Origin of the sequence: Flavobacterium sp., assembly GCF_044357305.1 — a bacterium.
GTDB lineage: Bacteria > Bacteroidota > Bacteroidia > Flavobacteriales > Flavobacteriaceae > Flavobacterium.
The window spans coordinates 45,858-68,238 of sequence record NZ_JBIKPS010000006.1 but is presented as its reverse complement, the minus strand read 5'-3'; the positions used below and the strand labels follow the sequence as shown (position 1 = coordinate 68,238).

19 protein-coding genes and 2 tRNA genes are annotated in these 22,381 nt (G+C 34.0%); 14 read left to right on the top strand and 7 right to left on the bottom strand.

Going from position 1 to position 22,381, the window contains the following annotated elements; all coding sequences use genetic code 11:
• The first annotated feature begins 1 nt into the window (after position 1).
• From ACIQ2J_RS06140 to ACIQ2J_RS06120, 5 genes are all read left to right on the top strand, one after another.
• Complete coding sequence (locus tag ACIQ2J_RS06140; RefSeq protein WP_396167534.1) at positions 2-460, top strand: GNAT family N-acetyltransferase; 459 nt, start codon at positions 2-4, stop codon at positions 458-460.
• A 36-nt stretch (positions 461-496) separates the two neighbouring features.
• Positions 497-727, top strand: a complete 231-nt coding sequence (locus ACIQ2J_RS06135; RefSeq protein WP_396167532.1) for a DUF433 domain-containing protein — start codon at positions 497-499, stop codon at positions 725-727.
• Positions 727-1,074 (top strand): DUF5615 family PIN-like protein, encoded by a 348-nt coding sequence (locus tag ACIQ2J_RS06130; protein WP_396167530.1) that lies wholly within the window; start codon positions 727-729, stop codon positions 1,072-1,074. The genes ACIQ2J_RS06135 and ACIQ2J_RS06130 overlap by 1 nt, the downstream gene beginning before the upstream one ends.
• A gap of 36 nt (positions 1,075-1,110) precedes the next feature.
• Positions 1,111-3,258: a S46 family peptidase gene (locus ACIQ2J_RS06125; RefSeq protein WP_396167528.1), complete on the top strand. Its 2,148-nt coding sequence runs from the start codon at positions 1,111-1,113 to the stop codon at positions 3,256-3,258.
• A gap of 156 nt (positions 3,259-3,414) precedes the next feature.
• Entirely contained in the window at positions 3,415-3,636 is a 222-nt protein-coding gene (locus ACIQ2J_RS06120; protein ID WP_396167527.1) for a hypothetical protein, read from the top strand.
• 182 nt (positions 3,637-3,818) lie between these two features.
• On the opposite strand, the gene ACIQ2J_RS06115 is transcribed toward ACIQ2J_RS06120, so the two are convergent.
• The 4 genes from ACIQ2J_RS06115 to mutS all read right to left on the bottom strand — a co-directional run bounded on the left by ACIQ2J_RS06115 (position 3,819) and on the right by mutS (position 7,184).
• Entirely contained in the window at positions 3,819-4,184 is a 366-nt protein-coding gene (locus tag ACIQ2J_RS06115; protein ID WP_396167526.1) for a DUF1508 domain-containing protein, read from the bottom strand.
• A gap of 64 nt (positions 4,185-4,248) precedes the next feature.
• Positions 4,249-4,333 (bottom strand) — tRNA-Leu (locus ACIQ2J_RS06110).
• Positions 4,334-4,370: 37 nt separating this feature from the next.
• Positions 4,371-4,443: transfer RNA gene (locus ACIQ2J_RS06105), tRNA-Gly, on the bottom strand.
• Positions 4,444-4,577: 134 nt separating this feature from the next.
• Positions 4,578-7,184, bottom strand: a complete 2,607-nt coding sequence (mutS, locus tag ACIQ2J_RS06100) for a DNA mismatch repair protein MutS (protein ID WP_396167525.1) — start codon at positions 7,182-7,184, stop codon at positions 4,578-4,580.
• Between the two features lie 152 nt (positions 7,185-7,336).
• Between mutS and ACIQ2J_RS06095 the strand changes: the two genes are divergently transcribed.
• The 3 genes from ACIQ2J_RS06095 (at position 7,337) to ACIQ2J_RS06085 (ending at position 10,563) form a co-directional block, all read left to right on the top strand.
• On the top strand, positions 7,337-7,813 hold the full coding sequence (locus tag ACIQ2J_RS06095; RefSeq protein WP_396167524.1) for a DUF1573 domain-containing protein: 477 nt from the start codon (positions 7,337-7,339) through the stop codon (positions 7,811-7,813).
• Between the two features lie 64 nt (positions 7,814-7,877).
• A complete protein-coding gene (locus ACIQ2J_RS06090; protein ID WP_396167522.1) occupies positions 7,878-8,414 on the top strand; it encodes an RNA methyltransferase in 537 nt (178 codons plus the stop codon).
• Positions 8,415-8,541: 127 nt separating this feature from the next.
• Positions 8,542-10,563 carry a T9SS type B sorting domain-containing protein gene (locus ACIQ2J_RS06085; protein WP_396167521.1) on the top strand — a complete coding sequence of 674 codons (2,022 nt, stop codon included), beginning with the start codon at positions 8,542-8,544 and terminating at the stop codon, positions 10,561-10,563.
• On the opposite strand, the gene folK is transcribed toward ACIQ2J_RS06085, so the two are convergent.
• Positions 10,560-11,693 (bottom strand): 2-amino-4-hydroxy-6-hydroxymethyldihydropteridine diphosphokinase, encoded by a 1,134-nt coding sequence (gene folK, locus ACIQ2J_RS06080; protein WP_396167520.1) that lies wholly within the window; start codon positions 11,691-11,693, stop codon positions 10,560-10,562. The two genes, ACIQ2J_RS06085 and folK, sit on opposite strands and share 4 nt — an antisense overlap.
• Positions 11,694-11,830: 137 nt before the next feature.
• Between folK and sppA the strand changes: the two genes are divergently transcribed.
• Positions 11,831-13,588: a signal peptide peptidase SppA gene (sppA, locus tag ACIQ2J_RS06075; RefSeq protein WP_396167519.1), complete on the top strand. Its 1,758-nt coding sequence runs from the start codon at positions 11,831-11,833 to the stop codon at positions 13,586-13,588.
• A gap of 179 nt (positions 13,589-13,767) precedes the next feature.
• A complete protein-coding gene (locus tag ACIQ2J_RS06070; protein WP_396167517.1) occupies positions 13,768-16,335 on the top strand; it encodes an AsmA-like C-terminal region-containing protein in 2,568 nt (855 codons plus the stop codon).
• A 37-nt stretch (positions 16,336-16,372) separates the two neighbouring features.
• Here ACIQ2J_RS06070 and ACIQ2J_RS06065 read toward each other — a convergent pair whose 3' ends face one another.
• Both ACIQ2J_RS06065 and ACIQ2J_RS06060 read right to left on the bottom strand, forming a co-directional pair.
• Positions 16,373-16,678: a GIY-YIG nuclease family protein gene (locus ACIQ2J_RS06065; protein WP_396167516.1), complete on the bottom strand. Its 306-nt coding sequence runs from the start codon at positions 16,676-16,678 to the stop codon at positions 16,373-16,375.
• 3 nt (positions 16,679-16,681) lie between these two features.
• Positions 16,682-17,497: a DUF2797 domain-containing protein gene (locus tag ACIQ2J_RS06060; RefSeq protein WP_396167514.1), complete on the bottom strand. Its 816-nt coding sequence runs from the start codon at positions 17,495-17,497 to the stop codon at positions 16,682-16,684.
• Between the two features lie 221 nt (positions 17,498-17,718).
• Between ACIQ2J_RS06060 and ACIQ2J_RS06055 the strand changes: the two genes are divergently transcribed.
• The 4 genes from ACIQ2J_RS06055 to ACIQ2J_RS06040 all read left to right on the top strand — a co-directional run bounded on the left by ACIQ2J_RS06055 (position 17,719) and on the right by ACIQ2J_RS06040 (position 22,369).
• On the top strand, positions 17,719-19,227 hold the full coding sequence (locus tag ACIQ2J_RS06055) for a GH3 auxin-responsive promoter family protein (protein ID WP_396167513.1): 1,509 nt from the start codon (positions 17,719-17,721) through the stop codon (positions 19,225-19,227).
• Between the two features lie 245 nt (positions 19,228-19,472).
• Positions 19,473-19,664 carry a hypothetical protein gene (locus tag ACIQ2J_RS06050; protein WP_396167512.1) on the top strand — a complete coding sequence of 64 codons (192 nt, stop codon included), beginning with the start codon at positions 19,473-19,475 and terminating at the stop codon, positions 19,662-19,664.
• A 197-nt stretch (positions 19,665-19,861) separates the two neighbouring features.
• Entirely contained in the window at positions 19,862-21,220 is a 1,359-nt protein-coding gene (locus tag ACIQ2J_RS06045; RefSeq protein ID WP_396167511.1) for a hypothetical protein, read from the top strand.
• 183 nt (positions 21,221-21,403) lie between these two features.
• Positions 21,404-22,369, top strand: a complete 966-nt coding sequence (locus tag ACIQ2J_RS06040) for an FISUMP domain-containing protein (RefSeq protein ID WP_396167510.1) — start codon at positions 21,404-21,406, stop codon at positions 22,367-22,369.
• Positions 22,370-22,381: the final 12 nt, after the last annotated feature.

Here is a 22,381-nt window from a genome sequence, read left to right as displayed (position 1 = left end):
TTTGACAACATTCCAGCTCTTAACTTCTTCCAACATCGAAACCATCATCTCCATGATGCAAGATTTTTATGCTATTGATAATTATCCAATAGATGTTGCAATTTCTAAAAAATTATTTAAAGAATTTATTGCCGATGAAAAACTTGGAAAAGCCTACCTAATTTATCATTCTCACGGAGAAAGAACCACAGAAGTTGTTGGTTATGCAATTCTAACCTATATTTTTAGCTTTGAATACCAAGGTCGTATTGCGTTTTTAGATGAATTATACATTAAAGAATCCTCTCGTGGCAAAGGAATCGGTAAACAAACGCTTGATTTTATAAAAGAACAAGCCTTGCTTTTAAATGTTAAATTGATTTACCTTGAATTAGAAAATCATAATGAAATCGCACAAAAATTGTATCTTGCTAATAATTTTAAAGTGCATAATCGCAAATTACTGAAGTTGAAATTATAATAATTTTGATTATTTTTGTAAATAAAATCAAATGCTATGGAATATATAGAAATTAATCCGAAAATAATGGTTGGAAAACCAGTAATAAAAGGCACTAGAATAACTGTGGAAAATATTATTTCTATGCTCGGGCAAGGATTGTCAATTGACGCTATTTTATTAGAATATAAAGGATTAAAAAAAGAAGAGATATTGGCTTGTTTGAAATATGCTGAAACTATTTTAGAAAAAACTACTATTTTCGATTTAGATAAAATTGCTTCTTAATGCGTTTTATTGTTAACGAATGCACTGGAACAAATGTTGCAGAATTTTTAAAACAAAATAATCATGAAGTTATTTCTATTTTTGATGATTTTAGAGGCGCAACAGACGATTTTCTTCTAAAAAAATGTTTTTCTGAAAACTATATTTTAATAACTTCGGATAAAGATTTTGACGAAATGGTTTTTAGGTTAAATCAACATCATAAAGGAATTATTCTTATTAGATGTGCCCCTAATAATTTCCAAACCAGAATAGAAGTTTTATCCAAGTTACTAGATAATTACAGTCAAAAAATCGATAACAATTTTATAGTTGTCACAAACACAAAAGTTAGAATTATTTCTTAAATTTATTATAATCCCCCCAAATAGAACTCCCAAAATATGAAATTTTTAAAATTAGCCCTCTTATTATTCGTTCTTCAAATCCAAGCACAACAAGGCGGAATGTGGATTCCTTCCTTATTGAAAGGTATGAACGAAACCGAAATGAAAAACTTAGGAATGAAAATTTCTGCAGAAGAAATTTATTCTGTAAATCATTCGAGTTTAAAAGATGCCGTTCCACAATTTGATGGTGGCTGTACTGCCGAAGTTATTTCGGATAAAGGGTTGATTTTAACCAACCACCACTGCGGATTTGGAGCAATTCAAGATCATTCAACGGTAGAACACGATTATTTACGCGATGGTTTTTGGGCTTATAAAATGGAAGACGAATTGACCAATCCTAACATGACGGTTATGTTTGTGGTGCGAATTGAAGATGTTACCACCAAAGTTTTAGAAGGCGTTGCGGCAGTACCATCGGAAGCAGAAAAACAAAAGAAAATTCAGGAAAACATCACTGCTTTAAGTAATTCGTTGCCTAAAGAAACTTGGCAAGAAAATAAAATCAAAACTTTTTACGACGGAAATCAGTACCTTTTATTTGTAACCGAAACTTTTAAAGACATTCGTTTTGTGGGGGCTCCTCCAAGTTCTATTGGAAAATTTGGATCGGATACCGACAATTGGGTTTGGCCACGTCACACTGGAGATTTTTCTTTGTTCCGAATTTATGCCGATAAAAACAATCGTCCAGCAGCTTATTCTGTTGAAAATGTTCCCTACAAACCAAAACATTTTTTCCCGATTTCAATTGCTGGAGTAAAAGAAAATGATTTCACAATGGTTTTGGGTTATCCAGGAAGAACTACCGAATATTTGCCTTCAGTAGCCGTAAATCAAATTGTGGAAACCTTAAATCCTGCTAAAATTGAAGTGCGCGATGCGGCTTTAAAAGTGCAAGATCGTTTCATGCGAAAAGATCAAGCTATTAAAATTCAATATGCTTCAAAATATGCAGGAGTTGCCAACTATTGGAAAAAATGGATGGGAGAAACTAAAGGTTTGAAAAAAGCCAATGCTGTTGCTGCCAAACAAAAATTCGAAAAAGAATTTCAAGAAAAAGTAATTAAAGCAGGAAAACAAGCTGAATACGGAACCTTACTTTCCGATTTTGAAAAGAATTATACCGATATTAAAGATTATGCTTTAGCAAAAGATTATTTTAGTGAAGTAGCGTTACGAAATACTGAAATTCTCTCGGTTGGTTATAAATTATACCAATTAGAACAAATTTTAAATACTAAAGGAGAGCAATCGTTTACCGATAGAAAAAACACCCTTTCTAAAGGGATTGATGATTTCTATAAAGATTATAATGTAGAAGTAGATAAAAATGTATTTGAGCAATTAATCAATTTGTATACTACAAAATCTCCAAAACAATTCTTGCCGGAAACGTTACTAAATATAGACGCTGCAAAACTAACTTCGGATATTTTTACCAATTCCAAATTAATTTCTTTAACTAGTTTTAGAGAATTATTAGAAGGCGATTCTAAAATAGTTATTGAAAAATTGAATGCTGATAAAGGATACCAATTAATTAAATCGATGGCGGATGCCTATACAACAAAAGTTGCTCCAAAATATGACGATTTGAATTTGAAAAATATTGCGTTACAGCGAACTTATATGAAAGCAATTTTAGAATTAAGTCCAAAATCGGCTCGTATTTTCCCAGATGCGAACAGTACATTGCGAGTAACCTATGGAAAAGTAAAAGGATATAAACCGAATGACGGCGTTTATTATGAGCCCTTTACTACTTTAGATGGAGTTATGGAAAAATACGTTCCGGGAGATTATGAATTTGATGTGCCACAAAAGTTAATTGATTTATACAACACCAAAGATTATGGAAACTATGGAGTAAAAGACAAAATGCCTGTTTGTTTCATAGCAACCAACCATACTACGGGTGGAAATTCCGGAAGTCCAGCATTGGATGCTAACGGAAACTTAATTGGCCTTAATTTTGACAGAGTTTGGGAAGGAACTATGAGTGATATTTTCTATTCACCAGACATTTGTAGAAACATTATGGTCGATGCGCGCTATGTATTGTTTATCATTGATAAATTTGCGGGGGCTCAAAACATCATTAACGAGTTGAAAATCATACCTTCTACCAATAAAAAATAAATTTTTGTTAAAATTTTAGTTTGGCACGAAATTTGTAAACATATAATCGGAATCCAAAGAGAAAATTTTAAAAAAAAATTAACTAAAAGTTTTTTCGATTAAAAAAATTTATATCTTTGCTCCGAATTAATAATTAACCTTTTATATTAAATTAAGATGAAAAAAGTATTTTTAAGTTTAGCTGTTATCGCTGCATTAACTGTAGTATCTTGTAAACAATCAGAAAACGCTGAAGCTCCTGCTGCTGACACAACTGCTGTTGACACAACTGCTACTGAAGCTCCTGCTGCTGACACAACTGCTGTTGACACAACTGCTGCTGCTCCTGCTGCTGCTGAAGCTCCTGCTGCTGCACCAGCTGCACCTGCAACAAAATAATTAGAACTAGTTTCTAATTTAAATCAAGCTCCGCATTGCGGAGCTTTTTTTATGCATCTATTTTTCAGAAAAAATAAGAAGTGCTGCTAGTCCCCTCCCTTGGAGGGGTGCCTGAAAGGCGGGGTGGTTTTTCTAAAAAAATATAGATTCCCATAAAAAATTAAGACTTTTCTAGTAGTTTTCTACCCAAAAATATCTTCGGCGGGAGGAAATACATCATGGGGTAAAGAAAAATCCAATACTTCGGAGAGGTGCAAAGTTCTAGTTACTTCAGAAATTCCTTTTTCCATTAAGAATTGGGTGGTGTATTTTCGGCTAACGGCAATTTCTTTTTCGTTAACAATAACTTTAAAGTACATCTTACCGTTTTTAGATTTGAATCGCATAAAAAAAATGGCTTCTACCGATTTTTTTAACGACTCAATAGCATCTTCGCATTCAAATCGCAATTCAAAATCATTACTAACCAATATAGCCTTCCCCTTTCGAGAAGTAAATTCGTATTTGTAATACCCATTAAGCCGTTTAGTAATAACGAAAGTTCCCATATTTAATCCAAACACAAAGTTTTATAAAACAAAAAAGCTCCAAACATAAGTTTGAAGCCTTTAGTACTCGGGACGGGACTTGAACCCGTACGACCATTACAGTCACTGGATTTTAAGTCCAGCGTGTCTACCAATTTCACCACCCAAGCAATTTGAAATTAAAAAAAATTAATTTCTATGGTAAAGAGCGAAAAACGGGGCTCGAACCCGCGACCTCGACCTTGGCAAGGTCGCGCTCTACCAACTGAGCTATTTTCGCATTGTCAAATTCTTAAGAACACTCACAATACTTGAACCGTATTGCGGATGCAAATGTAACACTTAAATTGAATTATACAAACGTTTTTGATAAAAAAATAAGTCAAAAAACATAACGTCTTGAAAACCCAAACTTTACTTTTTTGTAAGCATTCTTTTTATTTCGTTTAATTTCATTAATGCTTCCACAGGAGTTAAAGTATTAATGTCTAATCCCAAAATTTCTTCTTTAATTTCTTCCAATAAGGGATCGTCTAGATTAAAAATACTCAATTGCAATTCTTCTTTATTGGATTTTATTCCATGCAAAGCATCGCTAGAATGATTTTTTTCTAATTTTTTTAGTAATTTTTGTGCTTTCTGAATTACTATTTGAGGCATCCCAGCCATTTTAGCCACATGGATACCAAAACTATGTGCACTTCCTCCTCGCACTAACTTCCGAATAAAAAGCACATTGTCTTTTAATTCTTTTACCGAAACATTGTAGTTGTGAATTCGAGTTAACTGCTCACTCATCTCATTCAATTCATGGTAATGCGTAGCAAAAAGTGTTTTAGGTCGCGCTGGGTTTTCGTGCAAAAATTCGGCAATAGCCCAAGCAATGGAAATTCCGTCGTAGGTACTAGTTCCGCGACCTATTTCATCTAAAAGCACCAAACTTCTTTCGGAAATATTATTTAAAATGGAAGCCGTTTCGTTCATTTCTACCATAAAAGTAGATTCCCCCATCGAAATATTATCGCTTGCCCCTACTCTAGTGAAAATTTTATCTACCACTCCCATTCGTAAGGCTTCTGCAGGAACAAAACTTCCCATTTGAGCCAAGAGAACTATCAAAGCAGTTTGACGCAAAATAGCCGACTTACCCGACATGTTTGGTCCCGTAATCATTATCATCTGCTGGGTTTCTCTATCTAAATACACATCATTGGCAATATAGGGAACGCCAACCGGCAATTGTTTTTCAATTACAGGATGTCTTCCGTTAGTGATTTCCAACTCGAAAGTGTCATCAATAATAGGACAAACGTATTTATTTTCTATAGCCAATTGGGTGAAAGAGGTCAAGCAGTCCAATTGCGCAACCAAATTGGCATTCAGCTGTACTGGTTTTATATAGGTTGCAATCCACTGCACTAATTGTTCAAATAATTGTCCCTCAATTTGGTGTATTTTATCTTCGGCACCAAGAATTTTAGTTTCGTATTCTTTCAGTTCTTCAGTAATGTAACGCTCAGCATTCACAAGGGTTTGCTTACGAATCCACTCTGGCGGAACTTTGTCTTTATGGGTATTTCGAACTTCAATATAATAGCCAAAAACATTATTAAACGAAATCTTTAAGGAGGAAATTCCGGTTAATTCGGATTCTCTTTTCTCGATACCTTCTAGAAATTCTTTCCCCGAAAAAGCAATGGCGCGTAATTCATCCAACTCGGCATGCACTCCGGTTGCAATAGCATTTCCTTTGGCAATAGCCACAGGCGCATCTGGATTAAGAGTAGTTTTAATTTTTTCGCGTAGCAAATCACAACTGTGAAAACTATCGCCAATAACCCGCACGGCTTCTTGTTTACTTTCTAAAGCCAAGGTTTTTATTGGAAGAATAGCATCCAAAGAATCTTTTAAATAAATAACTTCTCTTGGAGAAACTTTACCCGTTGCAATTTTAGAAATCAACCGTTCCAAATCGGATATTTGCTTAATTTGGTGTTGGATTTTATGCAGAATTTCGGGATTTTCTATCAAATAAGTAACTACCTCATGACGACTTCTTATTTTAATTGCATCCTTTAACGGAAGCGCCAACCAACGTTTAAGCAACCTGCCACCCATTGGCGAAAGCGTTTTATCGATAACATCTAATAAGGTAACTGCATTGGGATTATAACTGTGGTATAATTCTAAATTTCGAATAGTAAACCGATCCATCCAAACATAAGCATCTTCGGCAATACGTTGGATGCTGGTAATATGTTGCACCCTGTTGTGTTGGGTTTCGGATAAATAATATAAAATTGCTCCGGCAGAAATAATTCCGTCTTGCAATTCTTCAATTCCGAAACCTTTTAAGGAATTGGTTTGGAAATGATTGGTTAAAGTTTCGAGAGCATAATCTTCATTGTATACCCAATCTTCTAAATAAAATGTATTGAAATCTTCTCCGAAAACTTCCTTAAATTGATTTCGGTTGCTCTTTTGAATTAAAACTTCACTCGGACTAAAATTTTGAAGTAACTTGTCAATATACTCCTCATTTCCTTGTGCCGTAAGGAATTCCCCTGTAGAAACATCTAAAAATGAGACACCTAAAATCTTTTTCCCAAAGTAAACCGATGCCAAGAAATTATTAGATTTAGACTGCAATACCTCATCGTTCATAGAAACGCCAGGAGTAATCAATTCGGTAACCCCACGTTTCACGATGGTTTTGGTTAGTTTAGGATCTTCTAATTGGTCACAAATTGCCACCCGAAGTCCGGCTTTCACTAATTTAGGCAAATAGGTATTTATGGAATGGTGTGGAAATCCCGCCAAAGCCGTCTCGGTTTCGGATCCTGCACCACGTTTTGTAAGTACAATTCCTAGTATTTTTGATGCGCGGATGGCATCTTCACCAAAAGTTTCGTAAAAATCGCCCACTCGAAACAACAAACAAGCATCGGGATATTTCCGCTTTATCTCGTTGTACTGCTTCATTAACGGCGTTTCTTTTGGATTTTTTTCTTTGGAAGACAAGTTGATTTTATTTAAAAATGAGTGTACGAATTTAATTATTTCTATTCAAATAAACACCTTGCAAATAAATATTAAAAAATTAAGTTATTTTTAAGACGTTAGATTTGTTTTTTTATTAGATTTGCTTGTTAATTCTCAAATTTAAAACAAAGATGAAAAAAATTGTATTATTAGCTGCTATAGCTATATTTAGTGTAACTGCAGTAAATGCGCAAAAAAAAGCAAAAAAAGCTACCGCTGCAAAAGTTGAGACTAAAAAAACTCCTGGAATAGAAGGAGCAGGAATGGTTTTTGAAAACGAAACTATTGATTACGGAACAATTCCAGCAGATTCTGATGGTAACAGAAAATTTGAATTTACAAATAATGGAAATAAGCCGTTAATAATCAGTAACGCTCAAGGATCTTGTGGATGTACAGTTCCAACTACTCCTAAAGAACCAATTGCTCCAGGAGCTAAAGGTTTTATTGGTGTAAAATATGCAACTGACAGAGCCGGACAATCATTCCAGAAAACAATTACTGTAACCTCTAACGCTGCAGGTCAAGAGACTAAAGTATTAACAATAAAAGGGAATGTTTTACCTCGTGAAACTCCAGCTACTCCAGCTGCTCCAACAAAAAGCTAATATTTTATTAAATCTATAAAAAAGCTTCCTATTAAACGGAAGCTTTTTTTTTACACCTAATTACATGCGAAAATTAGAAAATAGTGAATTGGAACGCAAATCAGTATCCGATTTTAAATTAGCAACTAAAACTCCAATAAGTATTATTTTGGATGACATTAGAAGTTTGCACAACATTGGATCTGTATTTAGAACCTCGGATGCCTTTTTGATAGAAAAAATATATTTATGTGGAATTACTGCCGTTCCGCCCAACAAAGAAATTCATAAGACAGCTCTTGGCGCTACTGATACTGTTGCTTGGGAATATAACAAAAATGTATTGGATGTTATTGAAAATCTAAAAAGCAACAAAACTAAAGTTTATGCTATTGAACAAGTAGAAAACGCAACTTTTTTGGATAATTTTCAACCAACTAAAGATGCCAAATACGCCTTAGTTTTTGGCAATGAAGTTTATGGCGTTTCGCAAGAAGCTATAAAAATATGCGATGGTTGTATTGAAATTCCGCAATTGGGAACCAAACATTCTTTAAATATTTCGGTAAGTGCCGGAATTGTTGTTTGGGATTTATTTCAAAAGTTAGACCCTAAGAAATAATTTAGTTTTATTAAATCATTAATTTCACCATATGAAGCCCCTCTTCTATTTTATTTTTTTTACACTACTTACCTGTAATTATATTGAGGGTAAAAATATATGGAATAGTTCTGCCTCTAAATTTTTATTGGAAACAAAAAAAGACACCTTATTCCCAAAAAAAGCATTTAATGTTGCGCCCATTTTAACCGCAACAGGAAATCAGATTTTTTGCCCAGGATCTCCAATGAAAATTGTTACCAACATGACTTTCGTAGATTCCGATGACACTGGTATTGATGCAGTTTATATTCAAATTTCTACTGGGTATGTTTATGGTCAAGACCTCTTAACTTTAACAGGAGTTCACCCAACCATTTCGAGCAATTGGGATAGTACAAGTGCAAAATTAACCCTAACTGGAATTTCCGGACAACCCACCTATCTTGCATTAGAAAGCGCTATAAAAGACATTGAATATTCTAGTAATTCCGCTTCGCCATCTGGGATAAAAAAATTTTCCATTACTATTGGTCAGGCCAATTATTTACCTTCCAACGGACATTATTATGAATTTATTCCAAACATTGGAATCACTTGGAGCGCTTCAAAAATTGCCGCACAAACCAACACTTATTATGGATTGCAAGGTTATTTAGCAACTTTAACCTCTGCAGAGGAAGCCCAATTAGCAGGAGGACAATCCTCTGGAGCTGGTTGGATTGGAGGTAGCGATGAACAACAAGAAAGCCAATGGAAATGGATGACAGGCCCAGAAGCAGGAACCAATGTGGCTTTTACCTTTTGGAATACTGGTGAGCCAAATAGTTATGGAGGGAATGAAGACTATGCACACATTACCGCGGTTGGTGTTGGAATTACTGGCTCTTGGAACGATATGACAAATACTGGAGAGCCCAATGGAGATTACCAACCCAAAGGATATATCGTGGAATATGGCGGAATGCCGGGTGATCCTATTCTTCAAATTTCTACAAGTTCTATTATTACCATCCCAAGTATAACTGATACCGTTGCAGCAAGTAATTGTGATCCTGGAATAGTAACCCTTGAAGCAACTGCAAATCTTCCAACAATTTATTGGTACGACAGCCCCGTGGGAGGTATTCCAATTACAACTGGAACAAGTTTTATAACACCTTTTTTAACTGGTACCATGACTTATTATGTTACTGCAGCGGCTATAGGATGCACAACGGCAACCCGAACTGCAATTACAGCTACCATTAATGCTATTCCTGTAATCTCTATTCCGAGCACAGCAAATGCTTGCAGTGGAACTTCTGCGACCTTAACAGCAACTACTAGTGCCGGAATTATCAATTGGTTTTCTACCTCAACTAGCACTACGCCAATAGCAACTGGAGTAACTTATACCACACCAATTCTGAATCAAAATACAACTTATTATATTGAAGGAAATAACAATGGCTGCCTATCTGCAAGTCGAATTCCTGTTAATGTTACAGTTATTCCTTCTCCAATAGTAATAGACGAAAATAAAATTCTTTGTGAGGATCAAACTTTGCTTTTAGATGCTGGGTTAACCAACGTGACTTATTTATGGTCCACTTTGCAAACTACCAAAACAATTACCACTACTTCTCCGGGAATTTACACGGTAAAAGTTACTACTTTGCCTCCACAAAATTGCTCTAGTATAAAAACTATTACCGTAGTAGAACATTTAAAACCTCATATTCAAAATGTAGTAATAGAAAATACCACCGCAACAATTTTAGTTACTAACCCTGGGGATTTTGAATATTCTATTGACGGAATAACTTTTCAGATCTCCAATGTATTTATGGTTACTGAAGGTGGTTATTACACCGCTTTCGTCAGAGAAAAAGAAAATTGCGGATTGGATTACAGACCTTTTATCATCATCACCATTCCGGAGTATTTTACTCCAAACAGCGATGGGTATAACGATTATTGGACCATAAATGGACTCTTCTATTATCCGAAAGCAGAAATAAAAATAGTAGATCGTTACGGAAAAGTAATTACAAAATTAACTTCCACTAAATATTTTTGGGATGGGACTTTAAATGGCAAAACCTTGCCTTCGGACGACTATTGGTATGTATTTAAGATTGACGAAAATGCACCAGAAACTAAAGGGCATTTTTCCATGAAACGTTAATTTAGTTTATTCTGAATTTCGTTCAATACAAAAATGTAATCCTCTTGGTTTTTTACAAAATCCCTTTCGGATACATCTATAATTAAAACGTTCAAATCTTTTTGTGTTTTAATATAATCCAAATAACCGTTGTTGATTTTTTCTAAATACTCCGCAGGAATTTCCTGCTCGTAACTTCTGCCTCTTCTTTTGATGTTTTGAAGAAGTCGCTCGGTGTTTTGATACAAATAAATATACAAATCGGGTTTAGGCATTTCTTTGTAAATAATATCAAAAAGCGTTTTATACAAGCGGTATTCGTCTTCTGCAAGAGTAACTTTTGCAAAAATTAATGATTTGAAGATATGATAATCGGCAACAATAAAGTCTTTAAACAAATCAAATTGCGCTAAATCATCCGAAATTTGTTGGTATCTATCCGCCAAGAAAGACATTTCCAAGGGAAACGCAAACCGATTTTGATCTTTGTAAAATTTTGGCAAAAAAGGATTATCTGCAAAACGTTCTAAAACCGTTTTGGCATTAAAATCTTCCGCAATTTTAGAAACTAAAGTGGTTTTTCCGGCGCCAATGTTACCTTCCACCGCTATATAATTAAAATTTTCTAATTTGATTTTGGATAAAGGAGCCGTTAAAGTTGCAATCTTTTTGCAGGCTCCTGCATCGGTGCACTCTTTTATTAATTCTGAGATAGATTTTTTAAATATTGGATGCATCCAATAAGAAACTACTTCTACCATTGGCAACAACACAAAAAGGCGGTCTTGCAAATGCTTATGAGGCACCTGAAGTGTAGTTGTTTCTAAAACTTCATCCCCAAACGAAACAATATCAATATCAATAATTCTAGGTTGGTATAAAGCGCTATCGTTTCTTATTCTTCCAAGTTTTTTTTCAACTTTAAGAATTTTTTTTAAAAGTTTGAATGCACTAAGGTTGGTATGTAAAATCAGAATGCAATTGTAAAACGAATCGCTATCAAAACCCCAAGAATCCGATTCGTATAAAGACGAAACCGAAACAACCGTGCCGACTTCCTGATGTAATAGAGCAATGGCACGCTCTATGTTTTCAAGGCGATTGCCTTGATTACTGCCTAAAGAAAGTATAACGGGATGCTGTTGGTTCATATTTGGCAAAATAACTAAAAGAAATTCAGAATTGAAGTATATTTGTGCGTTCTGTTAATAACTATTTTGTTTTAAGAAAAAAATGCGATATTGTAACAAAACCTATTTTATTGCAACTAATTAAGAAATTTAAAACTATGAAATTTTTAGGTAATGTTTTAGCGACCATTGTTGGTTTGTTTGCGTTTTTTATGATTTTTTTCTTCGGAATTATACTCATTGGAGCCCTGTTTGGCGGAGGAGAAGAAACAGTAACGGTAAAAAATAATTCGGTAATTGAATTGGATTTATCCGAAATAAAAGAGGATTATGCCGGCAAAACAAACTTCAAGGATTTTGATTATTTCGATGTAAACCACGATGGATTATCCGATGTTTTAAAGGCAATTGAATATGCCAAAACCGACGATAAAATCAAAGGAATTTCGATTTTAAACGATGTTTCCGAATTGGGAATTGCACAAACTAAGGCACTTCGCGATCAATTGGAAGACTTTAAAAAATCAGGGAAATTCGTGTATTCCTATGCGGATGTGTATTCCCAAAAAGAGTATTATTTGAATTCGGTTGCAAATACTATTTACATCAATCCAATTGGAGAATTGGATTTCAAAGGATTGTCTGCCGAAATCATGTTCTTTAAAGATTTTGAAGAAAAATCGGGATTAAAAATGGAAGTAATCCGTCACGGAAAATACAAAAGTGCCGTAGAGCCATTTTTAGAAAATAAAATGAGCGATGCCAACAAAGAACAAACTACACAACTATTGAATTCCATTTGGGAATCGGTAGTGACCGACATTGCCAAAAGCAGAAAAATAACTCCCGTGCGATTGAATCAAATTGCCGACGGCCTATTGGCTAGAACTCCAGAAATGGCGAAAGCAGAAGGACTTGTTGATAAAATTGCCTACGAAGACGTGTACCATAATGACATTAGAAAAGCCTTACAAGTTACTGCCGATGAGGACTATAATAAAGTAGATATTAAGGATTACGCCGAGGAGGTTGCTACTTCCAATATCGACTTAACTTCCAAGGATGTAATTGCGATAATTTACGCCCAAGGCGAAATTGGGAGCGGTGAAGGTGATGTAAATGAAATTGGCGAAGGATCGATGCGCCGTTCTTTGCAAGAAGCAAGAAAAAACAAAGACGTAAAAGCAATTGTATTACGAATTAATAGTCCGGGTGGAAATGCCTTGACTTCCGAATTAATTTGGAGAGAAATTGAATTGACTAAAAAAGTGAAACCAGTAGTAGTTTCTATGGGAGATTATGCAGCATCAGGCGGTTATTATATTGCTTGTAATGCTAATAAAATTTACGCCGAAGCCAATACAATTACGGGTTCTATAGGGGTATTTGGAATTTTGCCAAACTTTACCGAAGCCGTTAAAAAACTCGGAATTAATGTAGAACAAGTTAAAACAAATCCAAATGCTTCTGAATATAGTCCGTTCCAACCAATGGATGCAAACTATAGAGGGTTTGCACAAGAAGGAGTAGAAAAAATTTATGGGGTATTTGTTAAACGAGTTGCCGACGGAAGAAAATTAACCACTACCCAAGTGGATGCAATCGGGCAAGGAAGAGTTTGGAGCGGTCAAGATGCACTTAAAATTGGTTTAGTAGACAAAATTGGCGGCATGGACGAAGCAATTCAAGAAGCAGCCCGATTAGGCAAAACCAACAAATTTCGCACCCAAGATTTTCCAGAATACGAAAAAGAATTTGGCGATATTTTATCCAAATTTGGTTTAGCACAAAGTAAAGAAAGCATTATAAAAGAAGCGGTTGGCGAACAAAATTTTGAAATTTTGAAGCACATAAAACAAATGACTTCTCAAAAAGGAGTGCAAGCCCGAATGGCTTATGAATTGAAAATAAAATAACCCCATTACAAATAATTTCCAATCCGTTTTATGTAAAAGTAAAACGGATTTTTTATTGTAAGAATAATTTTACAAACCGGTAAATAACACAATCTTAACTAAAATTTAGTTTAAAAAATTTAATTTTACATTCCGAAAAAGGCAAGGTTTTTGCGTGAAAGTTTTAAAAAATAGAAAATATGGTTAAGAAAATTTTGAAAATTAGTGGAATCGTTTTATTGGTGCTTTTGGTAGCCGCATTTGCAATTCCGTATTTCTTTAAAGATCAAATAAAAGCGAAAATTACCCAAGCAATTAACGAAAGTGTTGATGCGAAAGTAGCGTTTAAAGATGCCGATTTGAGTTTGTTTAAAGGTTTCCCAAAAGCCACTATTTCTATAGAAAAATTATCGATCATTAACAAAGCCCCTTTTGCTGGAGACACCTTGGTGGCATTTGATGAACTGAATTTAAAAATGTCGGTCATGGAACTTTTTAATGGTGAAAACGACCCAATGAAAATTGAAGGCCTATCTTCTAAAAACGGATTAATCAACATTATTTTCAATAAAGATGGTGTTGGAAATTTTGATATTGCCCTAAAAAATAAAGAGCAAAAAGACAACGGTAAAAGCAAACCGCTGGCCTTGAAAATAAAAAACTACGAAGTAGAAAATTTCAAGTTTAAATTTACCAATGAAGCCACTAAAATCAAAATGGTTTTGGACAGCATCAACCATTCTGGTTCGGGGGATTTTACTAATAATATTTTAGATTTAGATACTAAAACCACCGCCAAAATTTCGATGAGCATGGACAAAATGAACTACATGAATAATGTAGCCATTTCGCTAGATGCAATTTTGGGTATCGACATGGACAAAAGCAAATACACCTTCAAAGAAAACAAAGCAAAAATTAACGACTTGGCTCTAGAATTTGATGGTTTTCTTCAAATGGTGACTACGGGGCAGCAATACGATTTGAAATTTAAAACGCCCACTTCTTCTTTCAAAAATTTCTTAGGATTAATTCCTGCTTCCTACAGAAGCGCTACGGAAAACGTAAAAACATCGGGAGATTTTACCGTGGTTGGTTTTGCCAAAGGATTGCTTTCGGATACCACCGTTCCTAAATTCAATATTGCAATTGCTTCTAATAATGCTTCGTTTCAATATCCAAATTTGCCAAAAGCAGTTAAAAATATTGTTATCGATACCAAAATAATCAACGAAACGGGTGTGATGAACGACACTTACGTAAATCTAGAAAAACTATCCTTCTCTATTGACCAAGATGTTTTTAATGCCAAAGCCACGGTGAAAAATGTAGCGACCAATGCTTTAGTAGATGCCGCTCTTAAAGGAACTATCAACCTTGGAAATCTTTCTAAAGCCTATCCTATAAAATTAGACAAGCCTCTTACTGGGATTTTGAAAGCCGATGTTACTACAAAATTTGACATGGCCTCGGTAGAAAAAAGCGATTATCAAAAAATTGATAATGCCGGATCTATGAGCATAACTGGTTTTAAATATGTAGATGAAACTGGCAAAGCAATGACCATTAGCAGCGCCATGGTACAATTTAACCCAAGCCGTGTAAATCTGCAAGAATTTAAAGCAACAACTGGTAAAAGCGACATTAGCGCCACCGGAGTATTAGACAATTTTTATGGCTTTTTATTTAGAAAACAAGAATTGAAAGGAAATTTCAATATGGTTTCCAATCAAATTGCAGTTTCCGATTTTATGACAACTGCACCAACCGAGGCAAAAACGGAAGCAAAAGCAACTGCAACAGCTATGAAAATTCCTGCCTTTTTAAATTGTTCGCTTACCGCAAAAGCAAATACCGTACTTTATGACAATTTAATTTTGAAAGATTGTTCGGGAAAATTACTAGTGAAAGACCAAGCCGTTACTTTAGAAAATGTAAAAACCAATATTTTTGGAGGTCAAATTGGAATGAACGGAACCGTTTCTACCAAAGAAAAAACGCCTAAATACAACATGCACTTAGGTTTTGATAAAGTGGACATCACGCAAACCTTCACCCAATTGGAAATGTTCAAAAAAATTGCACCAATTGCTGGAGTAGTAACTGGAAAATTAAATTCTACTATTAATCTTTCTGGAAACTTAAACGATAAAGAAATGACCCCTAATTTAAAAACTCTTTCAGGAGATTTATTGGGTCAAATGGTTGGCACCTCTATCAATCCTAGCGCTTCTACCTTACTTTCTGCCATCAGCCAAAACGTAAAATTCATCGATTTGAAAAAATTGAATTTGAATGATGTGAAAGTGGCTTTGACTTTTAACGACGGTAAAGTAAATGTAAAACCATTTGATATAAAATACCAAGACATGAAAGTTAATGTTGCCGGAACACATGGCTTTGACCAAGTAATGAATTACAATTTGAAATTTGATGTTCCCGCTAAATATTTAGGAAGTGAAGCCAACTCTTTATTGGCAAAATTATCGCCAAGCGATGTTGCAAAATTGGATAATATCCCCGTAAATGCAAACGTTACCGGAAGTTTCTCTAAACCAAAAGTAAGTACCGATATTAAATCGGCAACTACTAGTTTAGCAACTAGCCTAGCCAAACAACAAAAACAAAAATTAGTAACTAAAGGCGCTAGCGCCTTAGAAGATTTAATCAATAAAAACACAAAATCTGGCGATACTACTAAAACTAAAAAAGTAGTAAACCAAGCCAAAGATTTGTTGAATGGGTTGTTTAAAAAGAAAACGCCTTAGTATCCAGTCATTGCGAGGCACGAAGCAATCTCATAATCTAAATCGACATTATGTCTATTATTTCATCATATAAATCATTCCAATTTGGATTTAAGCCTTGAATCAAATTGATTTTTTGGGCTCTTGAACCTGCTTTTAATTGTTTTTCACGAGCAATTGCATCACCTATCATTTGAAATTGCTCGTAATAAACTAATTTATTGAGATTATATCTTGCAGAAAATGAATTTTCATATCTCTTTTCTTTGTGCTCCAATATTCTTTTTGGCAAATTTGAAGTAACACCAACATAATAGGTGTTATTATACTTATTGGTAACTATATAAACAAATCCAGTTTTCATGCTTTATGAGATTGCTTCGTGCCTCGCAATGACAATCTTCACCACATACCCTTCAAACGTTCGAACATTAAAAACCGTTCCGTCTTGAAAGATTAAATATTGTCCTTTAATTCCCATCAATTTTCCGGTAAAATTAGGAGATTTTTCTAAACTCAAACTAGTAACTTTCTTTGGATATTCTAAAACTGGGAAATGTAAATCGTATAAATCTTCCTTTTCGGGATGAAAATATTCTTGCACTTCTTTCGGAATTACGTAATGCAAACTAGCACGTTCTTTAATTAAATCGGTTTCAGGAAAATCATTTTTGAGCATTTTTTGCCAATTGGTTTTATCTGCAAAATGACTTTTCAGCGCTACTTCGGTAATTCCGGCTAAATATCTATTAGGTACTTCCACTATAGGAATGGCTTGTACCGCTCCTTGATCTATCCATCGTGTTGGCACTTGTGTTTTTCGGGTTACTCCAACTTTTACCTCACTTGTTAAAGCCAAATACACAATATGCGGCTGAAGTTGTACTTTCTTTTCATAATCTAAATCTCGGTCTTCCAAATCTAAATGCGCGGTGCTCAATTCGGGTTTCATAATCCAATCACCTGCCGATGGGCTGCTCATAAAGCAATCGTAACAAAATCCTTGACGGAAAATTTTCTTCTGTTTACCGCAATGCAAACATTGGTATCCTACAAAATTAATTTCTAGGGTTTTATCTAGCAATTGATTCAAATTCAAAAAACTATTTTCAAAAACCAAATAATATTGAATTGGATTGGAATATTCGGTTTGCATTTTGGTTAGTACCCCTTCGTAAATCATTTGTTTAAAGTTTCAGGTTTAAAGTTTAAAGTTCCACAAAATTTGTTATTTTTGGTAAAGTTAATATTCTAAATCTAAACTTCGTATTTCAAACTTCGTAAATCGTACCTTGTAAAGTTTCAGGTTTAAAGTTTAAAGTTCCACAAAATTTGTTATTTTTGGTAAAGTTAATATTCTAAAACTAAACTTCGTATTTCAAACTTCGTAAATCGTACCTTGTTATGCCTTTTCCAATAATCAATTCTATCGCTTCTTGGTTTTTAAAACAACGCATCCACCAGATTGAGTTGTTTTTGAAATACCCTAACGAAGTACAAGACGAATTGTTATTAAATCTCGTTCGTTTATCCGAAGACACCATTATTGGAAAGCAATACGATTTTGAATCCATAAAAAATTACCAAACCTTTACCGAACGCGTTCCGGTTTCTACTTATGAAGAATTGGAACCTCTTATAGAGCGAACCCGAAAAGGCGAACAAAATGTTTTTTGGCACGAGCCCATAAAATGGTTTGCCAAATCCAGCGGGACTACCAATGCCAAAAGCAAATTTATTCCGGTTAGCGAAAGTGCTCTGGAAGATTGCCATTACAAAGGCAGCAAGGATTTGTTATGCATGTATTTGAATAACAACGAAAACTCCGAAATGTTTTTGGGCAAAAGTTTACGCCTGGGCGGAAGTTCTCAAATTTATGAAAACAACAATTCGTCGTTTGGCGATTTATCGGCAATATTGATTGAAAACATGCCCATGTGGGCCGAATTTAGTAGCACACCAAGCAATAAAGTTTCGTTAATGAGCGAATGGGAAAGCAAACTAACCGCCATTATTAACGAAACCAAAACCGAAAATGTTACCAGTTTTGCAGGCGTTCCGTCTTGGATGTTAGTGCTCCTTAACCGGATTTTATCCGAAAGCAACCACTCCAATCTTATGGAACTTTGGCCCAACCTTGAAGTCTATTTTCATGGTGGGGTGAATTTTGAACCTTACCGAGAACAATACCAAAAAATTCTGCCAAACACCAATTTCAAATACTACGAAATCTACAATGCTTCCGAAGGATTTTTCGCTATTCAGGATTTGAATTATTCCAATGATTTATTGTTGATGTTGGATTATGGCATTTTTTATGAATTCATTCCGATGGATACTTTTGGAACGCCAAACCAGAAAGTAATTCCGTTATCGGAAGTAGAATTGTTTAAAAATTATGCCATTGTAATTACCACAAATTCGGGCTTGTGGCGTTATTTAATTGGGGATACTGTTCGGTTTACCTCTTTAAATCCGTTTCGAATTCGAGTAACCGGAAGAACCAAACACCACATTAATGTTTTTGGCGAAGAATTGATGGTAGAAAATACCGATCAAGCCATTGCCAAAACCTGCTCGGCATTGCACTGCGAAGTAAAAGATTATACCGTGGCACCTATTTTTATGAAAAATAAGGAAAAAGGATCCCACGAATGGATGGTGGAATTTAAAAAACCGCCCGAAGATTTTGCCTTGTTTGAAAAAGTACTGGACGAAACACTGCAAACCGTCAACTCCGACTATGAAGCCAAACGGTACAACAGCATGACTTTAAACCAACTCAAACTAAATGTAGCGCGCGAAAATTTATTTTACGATTGGTTGGCGGCAAACGATAAATTGGGAGGACAACATAAAATCCCGAGATTATCCAACCAACGGGATTATTTGGAGCAGTTGAAGAATATGTAAGTTTATTATACCTGCTTATTGTTATAATTTATTATTTAACCACATAGGAATATAGATTAAATAAATAGTAAAAGACGTTTCACTTTATTAAAGGAATGCATAGCTATTTGACCCGAGACCGAAGGTCGAACTAGTGAAGCAAAGCAAGAATTAACCTATCCAACTCTTTTTGCTATGCTTCTATGTGGTAAAATAATTGAAGTTTTTTAAACATCTATAGAATAAATACTTTAAAAACTAAAATAATGAAAAGTAAAGAAAAATTAATTGATTTTGACTTTTTAGGAGGACAAGGCTCTCTTACTGTTGAGGAAGAAAAAGCATTAAGTGTTTATTTTAATCAGAAAAAAGTAACACTAATGATAAAAAAACAACTACTTCAAAATCAAAATTACCTAAAAACACTACAAAGTAATCTATTTGAATTTCACAAATAATAAATATTCCATTTTTTTGGATTTAGTATAATTGAAGGACTTCAAGACTATCCACCACCGGGATTATTTAAATTATTAAAAAAATGCAATAACAATTTATTACAAAAACGCACAATAAAATATACCCATATGTATATTCTAATAATTTATTTCACAATAAAATAAGAAAAATAGTACATTTGTGTAAAACACTACTCATGTCTCGATTTTTTTTCTGCATTCTTACCTTACTAACCGCAACTTTTATTTTTGCGCAAACCATACCTAAAACTGAAAACATTTGTTTTTTTCAAGATGCTAAAACGGGGAAACCCATTACCATAGTTAATGATTCTTTGGTTTATAAAGGAGAACTGAAAAACCCTAGCATTTTAAAACATACCGATTATCCTAGCACATTAAATGGTTACCTATATCATTTTAACATTAAAAAACACACTTATTTAGTTCATTTAGGTTGCGGACCTGTATTGGAATACCGAAACGACTCGATTGTACGGATTGACAATTCTTTTTTACAACAAAACCAATATGGCGCATCTCCTTTTATTTACAACAACCAAATTTGTTTATTTGGTGGCTATGGTTTGTTTACGGATAAAAATATTATTACCGGATTTGATTTTAAACCTAAGGAATGGTTTCTATTAGAAACTAAAGGAGAAGATGTTCCAAGTGCAAGAACTGACAATCTAAATTATTACGATAAGGATGGATTTTATCTTTTTGGTGGTTGGATATATTCAACTTCAACTTTCGAAAAGGACTCAAGTATTTGGTATTTTAATTTCAATACTTTGCAATGGAACCGTTTAGGCAACTATAACCAAAGTCTTCTTAAAATAATTTCTAAATCTTCAAGTATTTATAATACGTTTCAAACAAATAAAAAATTATATCTACAAAATGTTAATTTTTTAATAGAAATTGATTTCAAAAACAATAAGATTCGCTCCTTTGAAAATAATAATATATTTACATATTCAAAACCATATTTTGATAGTAATTCCAACTCCTTAGTATATTTACAATCATTAACTGGATCTAGCAAATTAAAATTAGAAACAATTTCTTTATCCGATTTATTAAAAAACCCTGTTAAAACTGAAAAACTCTATTATTCCTCTTGGCAAGAATATGCACTCCCTTTAGTATCAATCGTTATGATGCTTCTCCTTTTTATTGGAGTTTATAAATGGATAGTATCCCAAAAAGGAAAATGTTTTGTATTCCACCAAAGCAAAAATAAATTTTATTATAAAACCAAAATTATTTCCAACTTAGATCCTATGGAAGAAAAAATATTGGCCTATTTGTTTCAAAATAAAAAAAATTACATTCAACTCAACCAACTGAATTTTTTCTTTGAAAAAGAAAGCCCTGATAATTTTACCAATGTAATTAAAAAAAGAGATTTGGTATTTTCTTCCTTAGTAGTAAAACTAAATGCCATACTAAACCAAGAAGAAAAATCATTAGTCTTGATGCAAAAAAATGAATCGGACAAACGAATCAAAGAAATCAAGTTAAATCCGATGTATTTTACTTTGAAATAATTAAAAACCAAACATAGTTTACTTTTAAATGCCTCTTTTGAGGCATTTTTTGTTTTTATTAAATACTTGAAAATCAATGCGTAAATTTTAATGAAATACTAGAATATATTTCTAGGAATGATTTTTCGGGAATAGAAACAAGTTAGTTTGTTACTTTGAAATAGTAACTAAAAACTTTAAAAAATGCAAACCAAAAAATTACTACTTTATTTATTATCATTCCTAGTGCTTTATGGATGCTCAACAAGTAATGATTCTAATGGAAATTCTACCACAACAGTAGTTCCTGTGTCTCCAACAAATTTAGCAGGCACAGTGATTTCCACAACTCAAATCAATCTTTCTTGGACAGACAATTCTACCAACGAAACAGGATTTAAAATTGAGCGAAAAACTGGATCAGGTACTTATGCAGTAGTAGGCACTGTTAATGCAGACGTATTAACCTATAATGATTTAGGGTTAACGCCAAATACCACTTATACTTATAGAATCTATTCATATAATGCCGCAGGAAACTCACCAACGTATTCTAATGAAGTTACTTTGATTACAAGTACAACAGATATTGACGGGAACATTTATCAATTAGTAACTATTTGTAATCAAACTTGGATGAAATCAAATTTAAATGTTTCCCATTATAGAAATGGTGATATAATTCCACAAGTTACTGACGCAACACAATGGGCTAACCTAACTACTGGTGCTTGGTGTTATTATAATAATGACACTGCCAATGGGAATGTTTATGGTAAACTTTATAATTGGTATGCAGTTAATGATATTAGAGGATTAGCACCAATTGGCTTTCATATACCAACTGATACAGAATGGGCTACATTAATAGTGGATTGTTTAGGCGGGGTAAATGCTGGGGATAAGATGAAAGAAACTGGATCTTCGCATTGGCAAAACCCTAACACAGGCGCTACAAACAGTAGTGGTTTTACTGGGCTCCCAGGAGGTTATCGCTATATTTATAGCGGCTCCTTCAGCAACCTTGGTGTAATTGGTTATTGGTGGAGTTCATCTCAGAATGTTGGGTTAGACGCTTGGAAACGTTACTTAAGTTATAATAATAGTAATGCTATAAGGGTAAATTACTATAAGACGGGTGGTTTATCAGTACGCTGCATCAAAGATTAATATTTTTTTTAA